This is a genomic window from Saccharolobus shibatae B12 (assembly GCF_019175345.1).
Classification (GTDB): Archaea; Thermoproteota; Thermoprotei_A; order Sulfolobales; family Sulfolobaceae; genus Saccharolobus; species Saccharolobus shibatae.
In genome coordinates this window covers 164754-180311 of record NZ_CP077717.1, presented here as the reverse complement: position 1 = coordinate 180311, position 15558 = coordinate 164754, and the positions used below count along the sequence as shown (strand labels likewise).

At 34.6% G+C, this 15558-nt stretch carries 18 protein-coding genes and 1 pseudogene; 13 read left to right on the top strand and 6 right to left on the bottom strand.

Translation table 11 applies throughout. The features are described from left to right. Positions 1 to 70 precede the first annotated feature (70 nt). The 3 genes and pseudogenes from J5U23_RS15620 (at position 71) to J5U23_RS01320 (ending at position 3200) form a co-directional block, all read left to right on the top strand. Positions 71 to 522, top strand: a pseudogene (locus tag J5U23_RS15620) (hypothetical protein). Positions 523 to 1033: 511 nt separating this feature from the next. After that, positions 1034 to 2713 carry an archaellin/type IV pilin N-terminal domain-containing protein gene (locus tag J5U23_RS01325; RefSeq protein WP_218266675.1) on the top strand — a complete coding sequence of 560 codons (1680 nt, stop codon included), beginning with the start codon at positions 1034 to 1036 and terminating at the stop codon, positions 2711 to 2713. A 40-nt stretch (positions 2714 to 2753) separates the two neighbouring features. After that, positions 2754 to 3200 (top strand): PadR family transcriptional regulator, encoded by a 447-nt coding sequence (locus J5U23_RS01320; RefSeq protein ID WP_218266674.1) that lies wholly within the window; start codon positions 2754 to 2756, stop codon positions 3198 to 3200. On the opposite strand, the gene J5U23_RS01315 is transcribed toward J5U23_RS01320, so the two are convergent. Continuing rightward, positions 3183 to 3755, bottom strand: coding sequence for a thiamine-phosphate synthase family protein (locus J5U23_RS01315; protein ID WP_218259096.1), 573 nt, complete (start codon positions 3753 to 3755; stop codon positions 3183 to 3185). The genes J5U23_RS01320 and J5U23_RS01315 overlap by 18 nt on opposite strands. 505 nt (positions 3756 to 4260) lie before the next feature. On the opposite strand from J5U23_RS01315, the gene J5U23_RS01310 reads away from it, so the two are divergent. The 4 genes from J5U23_RS01310 to J5U23_RS01295 all read left to right on the top strand — a co-directional run bounded on the left by J5U23_RS01310 (position 4261) and on the right by J5U23_RS01295 (position 7587). Beyond that, entirely contained in the window at positions 4261 to 6030 is a 1770-nt protein-coding gene (locus J5U23_RS01310) for a cbb3-type cytochrome c oxidase subunit I (protein ID WP_218260192.1), read from the top strand. Between the two features lie 10 nt (positions 6031 to 6040). Continuing rightward, a complete protein-coding gene (locus J5U23_RS01305) occupies positions 6041 to 7099 on the top strand; it encodes an oxidase (RefSeq protein ID WP_218259095.1) in 1059 nt (352 codons plus the stop codon). A gap of 5 nt (positions 7100 to 7104) precedes the next feature. Beyond that, positions 7105 to 7296: a hypothetical protein gene (locus tag J5U23_RS01300; RefSeq protein ID WP_218259094.1), complete on the top strand. Its 192-nt coding sequence runs from the start codon at positions 7105 to 7107 to the stop codon at positions 7294 to 7296. Positions 7297 to 7392: 96 nt separating this feature from the next. Then, entirely contained in the window at positions 7393 to 7587 is a 195-nt protein-coding gene (locus J5U23_RS01295; RefSeq protein WP_012716502.1) for a hypothetical protein, read from the top strand. Here J5U23_RS01295 and J5U23_RS01290 read toward each other — a convergent pair. Then, complete coding sequence (locus J5U23_RS01290) at positions 7558 to 8304, bottom strand: TatD family hydrolase (RefSeq protein WP_218259093.1); 747 nt, start codon at positions 8302 to 8304, stop codon at positions 7558 to 7560. The genes J5U23_RS01295 and J5U23_RS01290 overlap by 30 nt on opposite strands. Before the next feature lie 31 nt (positions 8305 to 8335). Next, entirely contained in the window at positions 8336 to 8500 is a 165-nt protein-coding gene (locus J5U23_RS01285; protein ID WP_012712036.1) for an AbrB/MazE/SpoVT family DNA-binding domain-containing protein, read from the bottom strand. 248 nt (positions 8501 to 8748) lie between these two features. Between J5U23_RS01285 and lrs14 the strand changes: the two genes are divergently transcribed. The 3 genes from lrs14 to J5U23_RS01270 all read left to right on the top strand — a co-directional run bounded on the left by lrs14 (position 8749) and on the right by J5U23_RS01270 (position 10383). Next, positions 8749 to 9138, top strand: a complete 390-nt coding sequence (gene lrs14, locus J5U23_RS01280; RefSeq protein WP_012712035.1) for an HTH-type transcriptional regulator Lrs14 — start codon at positions 8749 to 8751, stop codon at positions 9136 to 9138. A 66-nt stretch (positions 9139 to 9204) separates the two neighbouring features. Next, positions 9205 to 9600, top strand: a complete 396-nt coding sequence (locus J5U23_RS01275; protein WP_218259092.1) for a PadR family transcriptional regulator — start codon at positions 9205 to 9207, stop codon at positions 9598 to 9600. Positions 9601 to 9633: 33 nt separating this feature from the next. Beyond that, positions 9634 to 10383 (top strand): enoyl-CoA hydratase/isomerase family protein, encoded by a 750-nt coding sequence (locus J5U23_RS01270; protein WP_218259091.1) that lies wholly within the window; start codon positions 9634 to 9636, stop codon positions 10381 to 10383. Here J5U23_RS01270 and J5U23_RS01265 read toward each other — a convergent pair. After that, complete coding sequence (locus J5U23_RS01265) at positions 10380 to 11381, bottom strand: ABC transporter permease (RefSeq protein ID WP_218266673.1); 1002 nt, start codon at positions 11379 to 11381, stop codon at positions 10380 to 10382. The genes J5U23_RS01270 and J5U23_RS01265 overlap by 4 nt on opposite strands. Continuing rightward, positions 11374 to 12114, bottom strand: coding sequence for an ABC transporter ATP-binding protein (locus tag J5U23_RS01260; protein ID WP_218259089.1), 741 nt, complete (start codon positions 12112 to 12114; stop codon positions 11374 to 11376). Before J5U23_RS01260 ends, J5U23_RS01265 begins: the two co-directional genes overlap by 8 nt. Positions 12115 to 12142: 28 nt before the next feature. Between J5U23_RS01260 and J5U23_RS01255 the strand changes: the two genes are divergently transcribed. Genes J5U23_RS01255 through J5U23_RS01245 form a run of 3 tightly spaced genes read left to right on the top strand, consistent with a single transcriptional unit; the run spans position 12143 to position 14284 of the window. Further along, the gene (locus J5U23_RS01255; protein WP_218266672.1) at positions 12143 to 13099 is read left to right on the top strand and encodes an AIR synthase family protein; all 957 of its coding nucleotides are present in this window, start codon (positions 12143 to 12145) and stop codon (positions 13097 to 13099) included. After that, entirely contained in the window at positions 13065 to 13559 is a 495-nt protein-coding gene (locus tag J5U23_RS01250) for an NTP transferase domain-containing protein (RefSeq protein WP_218266671.1), read from the top strand. The genes J5U23_RS01255 and J5U23_RS01250 overlap by 35 nt, the downstream gene beginning before the upstream one ends. After that, entirely contained in the window at positions 13556 to 14284 is a 729-nt protein-coding gene (locus J5U23_RS01245; RefSeq protein ID WP_218266670.1) for a DUF1614 domain-containing protein, read from the top strand. The genes J5U23_RS01250 and J5U23_RS01245 overlap by 4 nt, the downstream gene beginning before the upstream one ends. Before the next feature lie 72 nt (positions 14285 to 14356). On the opposite strand, the gene J5U23_RS01240 is transcribed toward J5U23_RS01245, so the two are convergent. Beyond that, positions 14357 to 15442: a transposase gene (locus tag J5U23_RS01240; RefSeq protein ID WP_218266669.1), complete on the bottom strand. Its 1086-nt coding sequence runs from the start codon at positions 15440 to 15442 to the stop codon at positions 14357 to 14359. Positions 15443 to 15558: the final 116 nt, after the last annotated feature.

Genomic DNA, 15558 nt, shown 5'->3' with positions numbered 1-15558 from the left:
TTCTAGGAAGTATAACCAATCAGGTTTAAATGCTAGAGATGTATCTTTTTGTAACAGTTAAGGTGATTAAATGGATATCTGTTTAAAGGCTAGGAATGACGAAGAAGTTTCAAGAGCTCTTAAATTAAATTATAATTGTGTTGTATATACCAAGCCTTTAAATAATGTACTAACTTTTATACCAGACCAATATATATATCCGATACTGATATATTCAGTGAAAATACTATTATAGTTACTAATGATATGCAATTAATTAACAAATTAAAAAATAGAAATATGAAAATTGGATATAGAGTTGATAAACCATCTATGAATATTTTAGAATATAGTTATTTTGTAATAGAATTTATACCAAAGAATATTAGAGATCTGAGATTCTACAAAGGTAAAATTTATATAGATAATATTGATAATTTGGATACCTATAGTAAATTGGAAAATCTAAAGATAACTGGAATATTTACTAATAACTTAGATTTTATAGTTGACGTAAAAAAATTATCTCTATATAGAAAATAAAATTGTATAAAGACTGCGAACTTTTAAGAATAGAAAGGGTAGTTATGGGTTGAAGAAAGATGAGTATAGAGTGAAGAGACCAGATAATTGCATTCAGTTGCAATTTAAGATAGCGAAAAATAATATTTAGCGCTGAATAAAATTATTCTCCCTTGAGGTTAAGGAGTATCGAGGTGTCTCTACGAGGAGGAGAAGTAATGTAATTAAAAAATTTACCTAAATATATTACGTGAATGTATTTAGAGATAGCCTTTTCTATGAAATTAGCAGCAATCAAGTAGGGACTAGAATATCTAGAATATGTTAGAATTTTAGATTCACAGAATTTAACTAATCACTTAGAGATGGGAGACTCTTATCATAACTGGAACAGCTACATTGAGATTAGTGCATATAAAATGTTACAAGGTATAGTAAACTATGCAATAAGAAAAAGACAAATTTTATTCACATTAAATCCGCATCGGTAGTTTCAAAATAGACTCTCCTCTCTTAAAAACTAATTTTTAACATGAAAAAGGGGATATCGTCGATACTGGGTGCTATTATAATTATACAAATAGTAGTGTTGTCTGTGGGATTAATTCTTTACCTAACTTCATTAAACGCTAAAATGTCTAGTATAGCATACTCGCAAATACATGAAGAACTTCAAAACACACCTATATCCGTAATTCCTACTTACCAAGGACCGATGATACTATCAACTAGCGCTTCACATCTAGCTATAAAGTATATAATATATCCTAATGGTCAGATTATTCCAGTTAATATTCCTATAACGCAAAATGGCGTATATATTAATTTCGATAATTTCCCTTGGGCTGTAATAATACTTAATGATGGAAATTGGTATAACATTTCCAGTAAAGATGAACTACAGTATCCTAATATGACATTATTCGGTGGAATTGAAGCTTACAACCCTAATGGTAATCCTAATATTACCCCAGCGGGTTATGGTTATAGTATAAGCCTTAATAATTGGAACTTATTTCCTGCGAGTCCCAATTCATATACTCCTTATGGCATACGAAACGCTATCATTTACACGCCATCCAATGGAACAATACCACTCTTAGTAAATCTAACCGCGAACCAACAGAACTACTTTGATATAATAATACCCTATGAAGACCAGTTGCCCATAGCTGACCCTCAATACTCCTACTATCTGCCCTTAGAATTCACTATCTCTTATAATACTTACTATTTAATACCAGTATATAATGTAACTTTTAAAGTGGTATCTCCACATCAATATGGATATTTTGAATATTATTACGTGACACTAAGTTATGTAACTTACAACATGATTTATTTCATGAATTTGAATAATGATTCTATCCATTCCTACTGGCTCGATATTCAATTAGTAGACTATAAATTCTTAGGTTATCTCGTTACAAAGAACATAGATTTCGGGTACGTAGAACTAGGAGTTTGGACGCCATTAGTATCACCATACGTAGTTGGCGTACCAATACCGGGATATAATAATTATACTCTATCAGATAACGCATTCCTTAACGCCAATTATAACGTGTTAAATTTCTCTTCAATTTATGGTGGTGCACCAATTATAGAACCGATATCATATGACAAGTATAACCCCGCAGGACCCCAATATTTCAACACCATAGATATGACTGAAAATAGGACTCTAGCAGTCGTAATGACAATAGACGGAGGTAATGTCGATTACAATTTAAACTGGACTCCAATAATTAATATAATGAATTACACTTACTTCTGGTACTTCTTAAATCCTCAAATAAACCCCGATAAAGTTAACTTAATTGTCTCTATTACACCCAATTCACAAATAACTATAGCTCTAAGAGATAATGGAGAACTTATATATCCGAACTTTGCATATATTGCATACACTTTGGCTGAAAAATACTCAGTTACACACAATTATGTAGGATTAAATGGTGGTCCCCCACTTACTATAGTTAAGGATTACGCAACTGGGACTTTAATTAATGCAAGTAACGAAGGATACTTACCATTGGGATATCCAGTAGTTAGCGCTAATTATCAATCCATAGTAATTCCACAAAATTATTATCAATACACTGAGACTGCAACATATCAATACTTCAGAACTATTAACTCACAAATTGAATATAATTTACCATTTATTATAATGATCCCAGATAACGTCTATTATCCTTACCTTGTCTAGTGCAATTAAATATTAATTTTTTGTTTCAATATTTTTACATGTGATCTCAAAGTTTGGCTTTCAAAGGCTAAAAAAGGGTGCCTTGAAATACCTAGTATTGGAGTGCCTAAATGAGAGACCTATGAGAACATACGAGATTATAAAAAGTATAGAGAAGAAATTCGAAGGTTCTTATAGGCCTAGTACTGGATCTATATATCCAGTCTTAAAGAGCTTAGTTGAAAAAGATTTAGTAGAAGTTAAAGTTGAAAATGGAAAGAAGATCTACATCATAACAGATGAAGGTAAGAAGGAACTGGAAGAGATTAAGAATAAATCACTTAAACTTCTTGGTGATAATGCCAAATTTTCCAGACAAATATTACAAGAATTATTGCAAATAGCATTTTACTTATATGATAATAGATCAAAAATAGATGAAAATAATATACAAAAGATAATAGAGTACTTAAGGAATTGTAGAAATCAACTAAGGGATTTCTTCTGAAATATATTTCAATAGCTCTAGAGATTTATTTACTATAATAACAGGATCTTGATCTAGAATGAAGAATGAAGGCTCTTTACCAAAGTCGCCTAGATCCACGATGTAAGTAGGTACCTTGGACAATTTACGAAAACAAGACTCGACCATGAAGTTCATAGTGCTGTGTTCCCTATATTTTACCTCTTTAGGCTCAGAAGATCTGTCAAATATACAAAGATCTTGAGATTGAAGCTTCTCAATAACTTCTGTATAGTACTTTAAATTTATTGCACTTCTAAGATTCTTATCATATTTCATTACGGTGAGGATTACCCTTGCAACATGGTCAGATGCTCCAAAAGCTGGTAGCATACAGTATATTACCCTTTTAAAAGCCACAGTTAATCTGCCTGGAATTGCCGCAACATCATTAACATTAGCTGCATTAGATACCGCATAACCAATGTTAGTTCTAATTTCGGGAATAAGGAGATGAGCCCTTTCATTAGATACAAAAATATCTACTGCCTCCTTAAGTCGTTTTAAAACATATTCTCTTTCACTTTCATCTTGCATAGGAAATTAATAGTATTTTGGCATATAACGTTTTTATCAATTATCCCCTTCCTTCCTTCCCTTATTAACTTACGTATTAAAAATAACTCCTCTCCTTAAGACACATTATTTTAATTTCCCGATTTAACGAGGAGTGCATAATTATCCTATCTAACCTTATCCTACCTATGAGGTTCCTTTGATGAATCGTGGGTTCCTCCCATTGATTCTGATTTACTTAAGGGACAGACGGAGTGTCCAGAGATCCACCATCTTACACATGCTAATGTTTTCTCACTTACCAACATTTCCCTAGTCGCCTAAAGGCGAGGCTTTCAGTTGTAAAATTAATGTTTATCTTTACGGTATTAGCTTAAGTTGCTTCTTTTTTCATATAATATAGAATAAGCTAAATTAACCTAATAAACTGAAAGAGTTACAAACATTGTTAAAATAACCCGATAAAGAGTTTATAAGAAAAATATTTAAGTTAATAAGAACCTTTTAATAGTTGGAGTTGAGTGATATGGGATTAAAGGATGTTATTGTAGATCTTTTCCAACTTGACAAAGATTGGACTACAAGAATTGTCATGGGAATGTTAGTTTTAGGTATTATATGGGGTTTATTAGGTGTTATTGATTCCTTAATGGTTAGATTAGTTGAAGCATCTTGGGGCCTTTCGGCTGTCTTACCTCTAACACCTCAAGAATATTTTGCAGGTATAACATTACATGCTGAAAGGGATCTATTTGGTTTTGCCCAACAGGTCATTTATGCAATATTTATCTATTTTACGATAAAACTACTAAATATAGAGCCTAGAGCTAAGTGGATGCTTAACCTTGGGTTTATTGCAGTTAACCTCTCAATGATGTTTATGGAAGGGCCTATTCTAATTGTACCGGCAGCGGGTTTTGATAATTACTTCTCAGCTACAATATGGTACTACATATCACCTTTAGGAATTCCAGGTTATTCTCAGTATGTGGTAAGTCCATTATTCTTCTGGGGCTGGATATTACTGGATGCCTTCACTTATATAGGAGGTTTCTGGATAGTTTATCACTACTATTTAGCTAGTAAAAATATGAAAGAAAAACTTCCAGTTCCTCTAGTTTACTTCCTAATGGTTACCTTAATGTTCATGATAGGGTATTCTGGTGTTACTGCAGCTGATGTATGGGATGTTTTGGCATTTTATCACATAGTAGGATTAGATCCAATAGCGAATCAGATAGCATTTTGGATATTTGGCCACGCCGTAGTGTATATGGCCTGGGTTCCGGCTGTTGGTGCCCTTTATCTACTGATACCTATGTTAGCTAATAGACCATTATATAGCGAAAGAATGGGAAGAATATCTGCCCTACTATATTTAATATTCTCTAACAACGTTCCTATTCATCACTTATACATGGTTAATTTACCTATAGAACTAAAGTTCCTCCAAGAAGTTCTAACATATTCTGTAGTTATACCATCTATGATGACGTTCTTTAACCTATGGGCTACTGCTAAAGGCGCAAACGTAAATTGGAACATTATAACCGCTTGGACTGTAACCTCGTTTGCTGGTGCAATAGCTGCTGGTGTTACTGGTATATCTAATGCGACTATAAGTTTTGACGCAATAGTTCATAACACGGACTGGATTGTTGGACATTTCCACGCGATGATATTATTCTCTATAGTGCCTGCAGCGTGGGCAGTATTATATATTATGATAACCATGATGAGTGGAAGAATGTGGTTTTCAAAGGTAATGGCATGGGTTCATTACATTGGTTATATGATAGGGACTACTCTCCTAATTGTAGGTTTTGAGCTAGTAGGATTCTATGGTATAGTTAGGAGAGCTGAGGTTTATCCTAGAGTGCCTGGACTCATAGATGCTGAGGTTATTGCAACTGTTGGTGCCATCATAGCTGATTTAGCTACTTTAGTTTGGTTCTTAAATCTGGTGTTAACGTTAGTTAAAGGAAGACTAGTTAGGCTGGAAGGACTATCATTACCTCAAGTTGCTGGTGCTATAGCTATGAGTTTAGAGTGGCCATCATCAGTTTCCTTCACTCCTATATTACAGTTCATAAAAGCTCATAATGCTAGTAAAAAAGGTCTAGGATCAATGATAGCATTGGCAGTTGTAGGCGCAATATTGATAATAATTAGTGCTTTTATACTAGCTTTTGCGGGTGATGCGTATACTACGCAAACCTGGATTTGGATTACCATTTTAACAATTGGAATTGTTTTTTCAGCTATTGGTTCTCTTAAAGGTATGAAGTCAATATGAGGTGGTTTAAGTGGATAAGAAGGAGAAATTCGAACTCTATTGGGTTATATATGTAATTGTATTATTCGCAATAGTGATAGGCGCTACTGCACCTGCAGTATATACTATTGGAGGTGATTCGACTTCTGTTCAAGCTGGTGTCGTAATTCCTACCAGTGCAGTCAATGAAGGTAAGATCATACAAGGTACTTTGTACGCCTACCAGTACTATTTTGCAATAAAAGAGAATGATGGTGGTATTACCTCTAACGAATTAGGAAGTCCGTTTTATTACAACATAATGGTGGCTCACCCTGGACAATATATTAACTTGACTATGTACGCTGCACCACATATGGTCACTACTGATTTCTATTTTCCAGATTACGCCACACATGTCGATGATGTCCAAGTAGTCCCTGGCATAGTTCAATACGCGCCAGTAGTAGTTCCTAATATTACTGGTGCTTTCGCTTTCTTAAACGGTGAATATAATGGCCCTTGGTTTAGCTATCAAGACGGACTGTTACTAGTACTACCTTACCAAGGATATATGAACCCAACTGATATCAATAAATACATTACACAAACTCATTTAGCACAGACAAGTACATTAGTTGGCGATCCCTACAATCCTCCTATAATTGTATATAATACTACAACGAGTCCAACTATATCTCTTGTTGCCGATAACTACACAATGTTCAATGACTCTGTTCCAGGCCCGACGGCTATAGTATTAGCTAGTTCCAATGTTACTGTAAACATGTACATACCAACCCCTAATAATGATCATAACTTCTTGTACAATTATTCAACCACTGGTACTCCATACCCAGTTACTGACGTTTATGTGGGAATATATGCTGTTTGGTGGAATGGAAGTATAACCCTGGTTAAAGAGGTACCAATACAATACGATAAGACCATTACTTTCACCTTTACTGCTACTGCACCAGCATATCTATATGGTCTAATAACACCGGTTTACTATAATTACAACTTTATGAAAATGTCAAACACATTAACTGGGGAACAAACTGGATATGTAATGGGATTATGGGGTGCAATACTAGTTGAACAGGGGTGAGGATCGTGGTAAGTTTCTTTAAATTATTAGGTATAGGCTATATTTTGGCTATAGCGTTACTAGTTTGGGAATTAACCATGGAGACTCTACATGCAGCTGCTGTCAGCTATATTTTACCATTCACGATCGGTGCGTTCATAGGGTTCATATCATTCTTCTTGTTTGTCTATTTTGCACCAGAAGATGAACATAAGTAAGTGAAGGTAATTTCTTTTTTTAATTATTTTTGATTTTTCTCATATAGAGTAAAACTTTTTAAGCTAAATTAAGTTAGTATTTATTAGTGAGATGTAATGGAAAGAATAGATAAACCAATGGCAATAAGTGGAATTTTAATATTAGGTCTTTCACTTACAATGTTGTTAATGGCAATATTCTCATCCTCGATGTTGGCATGGCTTGCACCAGAACCCAGATACTACATCCCAACACTAGGTTTTATAATATCCATGTTCTTGCTAGCCTGTTGCAAGACGACTAGAAACTAAAGCGAGGAAATTCTTGTATATTTTTTCCTCAACTTCATCTTCTTCTACTCTTTTTAATTGACTAATTTGTTTTATAGCAAACTTTACATTACAAGGTTTATTTCTACTCATTTTTTCTGGTCCCATAAACGGTGAATCAGTTTCTGTAAGAATAGAATCTAAAGGTATCTCCTTAACCACTCTCTGTCTATCCTTATCCCTCACTATTATTGGGGGAATTGATATTAATCCACCAAGTTCAATTACCTTATCAGCTATCTTTACACTTCCCTCAAAACTATGTATTACAAATTTAACTTTTTTGAATGAGGTAATTATCTCCAAGAAATCTTTCATTCCTCCCCTTATATGGATTATTACTGGTTTTTCTTCACTTTCAGCTATTTGCAAGAATCTCTCTAGAATTTCAATTTGTTTTCTTTTGAGTTCGTTATCCTTTATCCAAAAGTAATCTAAACCAACCTCACTTATTATGTTTGCGTACCTTGTTAACTCCACGCACCTATCTACCTCATTTATCTTATCTTTCACAAACTCAGGATGAAAACCTATTGCCGGAATAATATTGTTATATTTTCTAGCTAACTCAAGCGTTTTTAAATTGCTTTGGAGATCAACACCAGCATTTACTATTAGAATTTCACATTCATTTACTATAAAATCCCTATCTGCATCAAAGTCTCTAACATCTATATGAGCGTGAGAATCCACTAACATTAAAGGAAAAAGAGAAAAAAGATTTAAAAAACTACTTCCAAGGCTCCTTCAGTAACTGTATTTTTACTACTCCCTCACTTTCATCGTAGGTTACTTTAACTAAATCTCCTTCCTTAATTTGAAACTTCTGTCTTACTTTTGCTGGAATTGTTACTTGATAGTTTCTTGATACTTTTACTATTTCTTCTACTGCCATTCTATTCACCATAATACTCTATTACTAATCTAATATATAAATCTTACTCATATCTGTAAATAATAGATACTAGTACATAAGTGAGAATGATGTAGTAATGCTTTATATCCAAAGTATATTAGTAATACTTTATGCTAATTATTTTTGTATAATACTTGCACCAGAGGTTTATAGATTCAATAGTTACCTTACTATGGTTGGAAAAAATTTTTATATGTGACTTGTTAGATTCTTTATTAGTGAGATAAATGTCGGAAACCCAATTAAGTGAGGGAACTAGAATAAAGTTACCATCTGGAAAGGATGCTGGTCTAGTAGATATTTTGTCATTTTGCTATGGTCTATCGGAAACTGATGTCACAGTATTATTAGCCTTAATGAAAGGCGATGCTAGAGGTACTGAAGAGTTGGAAAGTGATCTTAAGCTTTCTAAAGCTTCAATTAATAGAAGTTTAAACAAGTTACTTGAAATGGGATTAGTAATGAGAATAAAGGAGCCAGGGAACAAGGCTGGAAGACCAAGATATTTATACAAGGCTAGAGATTATACTGAGCTTAAAGGTAAGATGCTTAGCGATATAAAGGATTGTGCAGATAAGATGGCACAACTAGTTGAAAAGGAGTTTAAGCCATTGTAATTTTTTCTGAGTTTTTCTATTTTTAGTACTTTAGCTTTAAAAGCTTTAATATAATAATGAATATTAATGTTTTGGCATAGGAGAAGAGGCTTAAAGTGGCTTATATTGTACGTATTATCTAAAGGGCCAATGACTGGTGCTCAAATTATGGATGAGATTGAGAAGACAAGCTATGGTATGTGGAGACCATCTCCAGGCTCTGTGTATCCTGCATTGGACGCTCTGGAATCTGAAGGTTTAATAAGAATTAGCAAAGTTGACGGGTGGAAAAAGTATTATGAATTGACAGAAGAGGGTAGAAAAGCTATCGGAGTTATGTCAGAGGAGGATAAAGTTAAAGAAGCAATAGAACAATTGGAGTTCTCTGCTAGATACATAGTTGAGAATCTAGAGAAATTGAATGACGAGGATAAGCGAAAAGTGAAAAATATTTTGGATGAGTTAAGTAAAGTTATGCGATAGATTTTTATTTGTTAAGTTATATTTACTATCAATATGCCTATTGAAGTTTACGAGTATGATAAGTATATTTTATTGAAATTTTATCAAAATGATAATAAATATAATTTATTTAATGTTGAGTTCATGACACAGATGATAGATACTTTATCAGCAATAAATGACAATAAGGGTAAAAGATTTCTTATTATTAGGGGAGAGGATAACTTTGGTACAGGTGCGGACATTAGAGAATTAATTAAAGCCTCCAACGATAGTGAATTCGCTATTACATTCTTTACCTATATGAGGGAAATATTTCATAAAATGCTAGATATGAATAAAATAGTTATTTCCCAAGTAAAAAAGATAGCCTATGGAGCTTCTATGGAGCTTCTATTGCTATCAGACTACGTCATATCGGAATCTAAGGCAATGTTCGCAACACCGGGTGTAAAAATAGGTGTATTTCCCCCGGTTCTCTCATCAATTGGCCATTTTATATTAGGTTATAATAACGTTAAAAGAATAGCAATGAAAGGTGAGGTTATTGATGCAAATGAGGCTAAATCTATAGGTTTAGTACACATTGTTAATGACGATTTGGATAAGGCAACCTTTGAATTGATTAAAGAACTATCAATTTCTGCACCTTCTGCAACTTTATATATAAAAAGAAATATGCTAAGACCATTTAGAGATTACATTGATAAAGCTTTTAATGATCTTATTATACAAATTCAGAGTGAAGAAGCAAGAGAGGGACTATTAAGCTTTCTTAATAAGACCAACCCACCCTGGTTTTAGTCAATTTCTCTTAACTTTAAAAGTCGTCCTCCCGCATAAAGGAAGAGTACGGTAAAGAAGAAAACTATGGAGACTAAAATGGGATTTGGCGATACACCGTATACTATTAAATCTCGAATAATTGTTATAATTACAGATAATGGTTGGTATTCTACAAATATTCTTACTATCGGCGGATATACGTTAGGAGGGAAGAAGGCATTACTCAAGAACATTAGCGGAAATACTAGAACGTTAGCCACTATCTCTGAAAGAAATATCTTATCCTTTGGTGTTAATCCGTAGATTATTGCCCCTAGGCCACCAAATAATAAGGTTGAGATTACTAAGAATACCAAGAATTCTATACCTATTATTGGTATAAAACCAAATAGAATTCCCAGAATTATTACTGCAGCTGTGGAAATTAGTGTTATAATTATCACGTAGATTATTAGTGAAATCACCCACTCATAACTCTTTAATGGAGATGTAGCTAATCTTTCGATTATCCTATCTCTGAAATAACTAGCCGAAACTCCTATCGTACTAAGTATTCCATTAGAGAGTGATATTATCCCTATTATTCCAGATATTAAATAATAATAATAAGTATATCCTGATATTTGTAAAACTGTGAAGTCATGTGTATTATTGACCTTTTGATAATACTGGTCAATAACTGACTCTAATACTGGTACAAACTCTTGATTTTGCTTACTGGTATATATTGTGAAACTAGACCCATTAACCTTAACGTAAATATAGTCATGCTCTACTGCGTATTTTAGACTTACGTTAGTTACTCCTTGAAATATCTCAGTGGTATTAAGATACTTGGCTAGACCATAATCTCCCTCCACTGCAACAGTAACGTGAAAATAACTACTAAAACCCCCAAATACGAGACCGAATAGTAACGTTATGATAATAGGAAATATTATTATCCAGAAGATTACGAATCTATTTCTTAAATTATCCTTAACCAATGCAGAAACAGTCAATAATATCCTATTCATTATTCTCACCATCCTCTAAAGACTTAATTAATTCTAGGTAAGCATCTTCCAAATTACTAGCCTTAAATTCTGTCATTATCTCGCTTGCGGTGGAAACTTTAATCAGCTTACCCCCGTATAGTATTGCTACTCTATCTGATAGTTTTTGCGCCTCATCTAAATAATGCGTTGTTAGAAATATCGTTACCCCTTTATTTTTCATCATCTTTATGATTTCCCAAAATTCTCTTCTAGCCTTAGGATCTAAACCCACGGTGGGTTCGTCTAAAAATAAAATTTCTTGATCTCCAGCAAATGCTGATGCAAGACCTACTCTTCTCATATAACCCCCAGACAAGTATCTTAGTTTTTGGTTTTTCACTTCCTCTAAGCCTAACAGTGAAATTAGTTCACCAACCTGTGTTTCCTTTCCATTATATAATTTAACGAAATATTCTATGTTCTCCCTTACCGTTAAATCTAGAAATCCTTGATAATCTTGAGGCATTACTCCAATCTTTTCTCTAATTTTTCCACACTCCTCCGGTACCCTATACCCTATTACCCTAACTTCTCCCCTAGATGGTTTTATCACACAAGATAGTACTTTCACAGTTGTTGTCTTCCCTGCTCCATTGGGACCAAGCAATGAGAATATTTCGCCTTTATAGACTGTAAATGAGATCCCCCTTAGTACTTCTTTATCTTTGTAATTTTTATATAAATCCCTAACCTCTACTATAACATTACTCATATATGCTAATTATTTCATAATAGTTAATGTGAATTTCGGTAAAGTTTCTACCAATAAATTTATTTATAATTTACCAATAGGGGACTGTCTTACTTGTCCATCAATAGGTGAAGACGCTGCAGTTCTTGAGATAAAAGGTGAATATTTGATCGTACATTCAGATCCAATTACTGAGGCTAAAAGTGACAACGGTTTTCTTTCAATAGCGGTGGCGTGTAATGATATAAATATGAAAGGAGCGCAATGCAGATGGGTAAACAGTGTTATCTTACTTTCAGATGTTTCCCACTTGGATGGTATAATTTCTGGAATATCAGAAGCGTGTAACTCAATAGGCTGTAAAGTTGTAGGTGGTCATACAGAGGTTACAAGTAATGTTAAACAAGACATTGTAATTACTACCGCAATGGGAACTTCTAATAAGTTTTTGAACTACAAGAGTGTAAAAGAGGGAATGAAAGTCGTACTTGTTGGAAGCCCGGGTATTGAGGGAACATGGATTTTAGCTAAAGATTATAGTGAATTGCTATTAGAAAAGGGTGTAAGTAGGGAGGTTATTGAGAAGGCAAAGGGCTTTAAGAAGGACATAATAGTCCAACAGAGAGCTTTAAGTATTTTAGATTATGTAGTTGCAATGCACGACGCTACAGAGGGAGGAGTAATGCAAGCGTTACTTGAGATCGCAAAAGCTACCGGCTATACTGTTTCGATTAATTTGGATAAGATTGGATTGAGATATGAGACCAAAATTATAACTAAGGCCTTAAGTATTGATCCTTTAAGATTGATTTCCTCTGGGTCCTTTATTGCAATATCTAATCATCCGGAAAAGATTCTTGAGAGAATTAGTGAGGCATATGTAATAGGTGAGGTTAGGAGGGGGGATTCGGTTCTAGAGATTAAGGATGTTGGAACTTTTAATCAAGATTTCGAGGAGGAATTGGTGAGGTTTGAAAGCAATTATCTTAGCTGGGGGAAAGGGTAGAAGAATTACGTTATTTAAGCCTTTTTTAGTAGTTTGCGGTAAACCGTTAATTTCATGGGTTTTTGACGCAGTAAATAAGGTATGCGATAAGGTATACTTAGGTATTAGTTCATCTCATCCGTTATTTCCAATATTCAGGGATTCTATTTTCAAAATATTTCCTACTCCAGATATTAGTTATGAAAACGATATCAAATATGTAGTTGATAATTTAAAACCACCAATTCTAGTTGTGCCTATTGACGTCGCGTTCATTGACGATAATGCCATTAAAACTTTGATTGAAAAGTGTAATGCTGATGTATGCAGTCTCAAAAGTTATGGTAGTTATCTTGGCGTCTCTTATTGGATTGGATTAAATTTTTCGAATTATACTGATATTGAAGTGAAGAAGAGGTTATATAACATAAATACTTGGGAAGATTATATTAAAGCCAATAAGGAGTGTAATATGCTTTGAAAAGAATAATTGTTCTTTCGCCTTTTAGGGGTCTTTTTAGGTCTATATTATACTTCTTGTTAGGCCTTATTATGGCACTAATATCTGCAGGATATTTCTCCCAACTTTTTTCCATAGTCGGAATTAATAAGGATATTGCAATAATTGTTTCGATTACTATTTCATTTCTAAGTCTGTTCAGTAGCCCTTTTAACTTAGTTTTGAAAGAGGTGAAAAAAGAGGCTATATCAATCGAGGAAGATGTTGTATTCTTCTTTGGGTTTCCCGTCTTTATACCACGTATCTCTAAACACAATATGAATACATTAATCGCCATAAATCTAGGCGGAGCCCTAATTCCATTAGCAGTATCATTGTTTTTAATGTATGAATTACAAGCTTATATCTTATATTTTGTAATAAATATAATAATTGTTGCCGTTGCATCAAAGCTTTTCTCTAGGGTAATAAGAGGAGTTGGAGTTATAATGCACCCCATAATACCTAGCGTATTTTCAGTAATAACTAGTTATTTTCTTTTCTATAGATTTCATATTCTTATACCCTTATCTGCATACATTGGTAGCGTGGTAGGTACGTTAATAGGTGCCGATTTACTTAACTTAAGAAGAATTATTAATGAGGCAAGGCCACAAGTTATTAGCATAGGTGGGATGGGTACATTTGATGGTATATTCGTATCTGGTATTATATCTGTTTTCATAAGTGAACTCCTTATTATCTAAATCATTGGGCGATTCAGGTTTCCATTGCGAATTGTAATATTCTCTATTAATTAGGATAATTCAATGAAGAAATTATTGTGTATATTTCTGATAAAGCGAGAAGAATGAGGAGTATTGTAATATTATTACAGTAACGAGAAAACAAGTTAATAGGTTATAGTTGTTAGCTATGGTCCGAGCGATCTGTAGTATCCTCCAAGGGGAGTGAAACTTACCGAACCTCCGCCTTTCCAAGAGAGAGTTGAAGGACTCGATCAAGTTATTGGATTTGAGCCACCTCCAGAGCTCCTTGGGAGCGGAGAGATAACTCAAGAGCCTCGGACAAGTCTCCGGCTTAATCTCTCCACTCTCGGCAGATGAGATGATAACATTCAACGCCTCCCTCTCCTCCTTAGTCGCGTTACGCTTAAGGTGAACCAAGCATCCTTGCCTTCTTACTTGAAGTTCAGCGAGGGAGATCGCCCTGTCCAACGCCTTAGTTCCATCAGCCACCACTAGGACGAAGCTCGACTTCTTCCAGACCTCAACCAAGAGTTTCCAATAACCCACTGCATCTTCCTCCACGCTTAAGATTATATCCAGAACGGCCCTCTTGCCTTCCTTTGTCATACCAATCGCCGAGAGGAGGACTCCCTTTCCTCCCTTGAGCTTCACGCACTTCCCATCAACTATTACATACTTGAAATTGCCACTCGCTTCGATCTGAGGCATCCAGAGCTTGGCGTTCAACTTACCTCCCAGCACAGAATAGACCAACATCAAGGCCGTGAAGACCTTCCTCTCCTCCCTCAGCAAAGTCTCCTCCACCTGAGTCTTCACCCTCCCCTTAATTCCGTAAAGTACGGGCAATTTCACCGAGATCCACTCTAACTTGTAAATGACTTCTCTCCCTTCTAACATGATCTTAAACCCCTTGAGGAACCTGTACCTCGCGTAACCCTTCCTTTTCACCTCCTTACCTCTCTGGTAGTTAGGACTCTTCTTCTCAGCCTCCTCCAAGGCCATCTTCTCGATCTCCTTGACCGATTTGTTTAATAAGGCGTCATCGGATAATATCTTGGGGACGAGTATGAGGGTTAAGCTCTGTCCAGATCCCTCTACGAGTTCCTTTAGCTGAATGTCGTAGAGGGTTACCTCGTTCGTAGCTAAGAGGTCCACGATATTACCTCATACTCGTCCCCTATCAGTGTTACTCAAAATGTAGAATCAATTATTCTTATCTGTTTTTATAGAAATAAATTGAAATCGCAATGGAGCCGTGAATCGCCCAAATC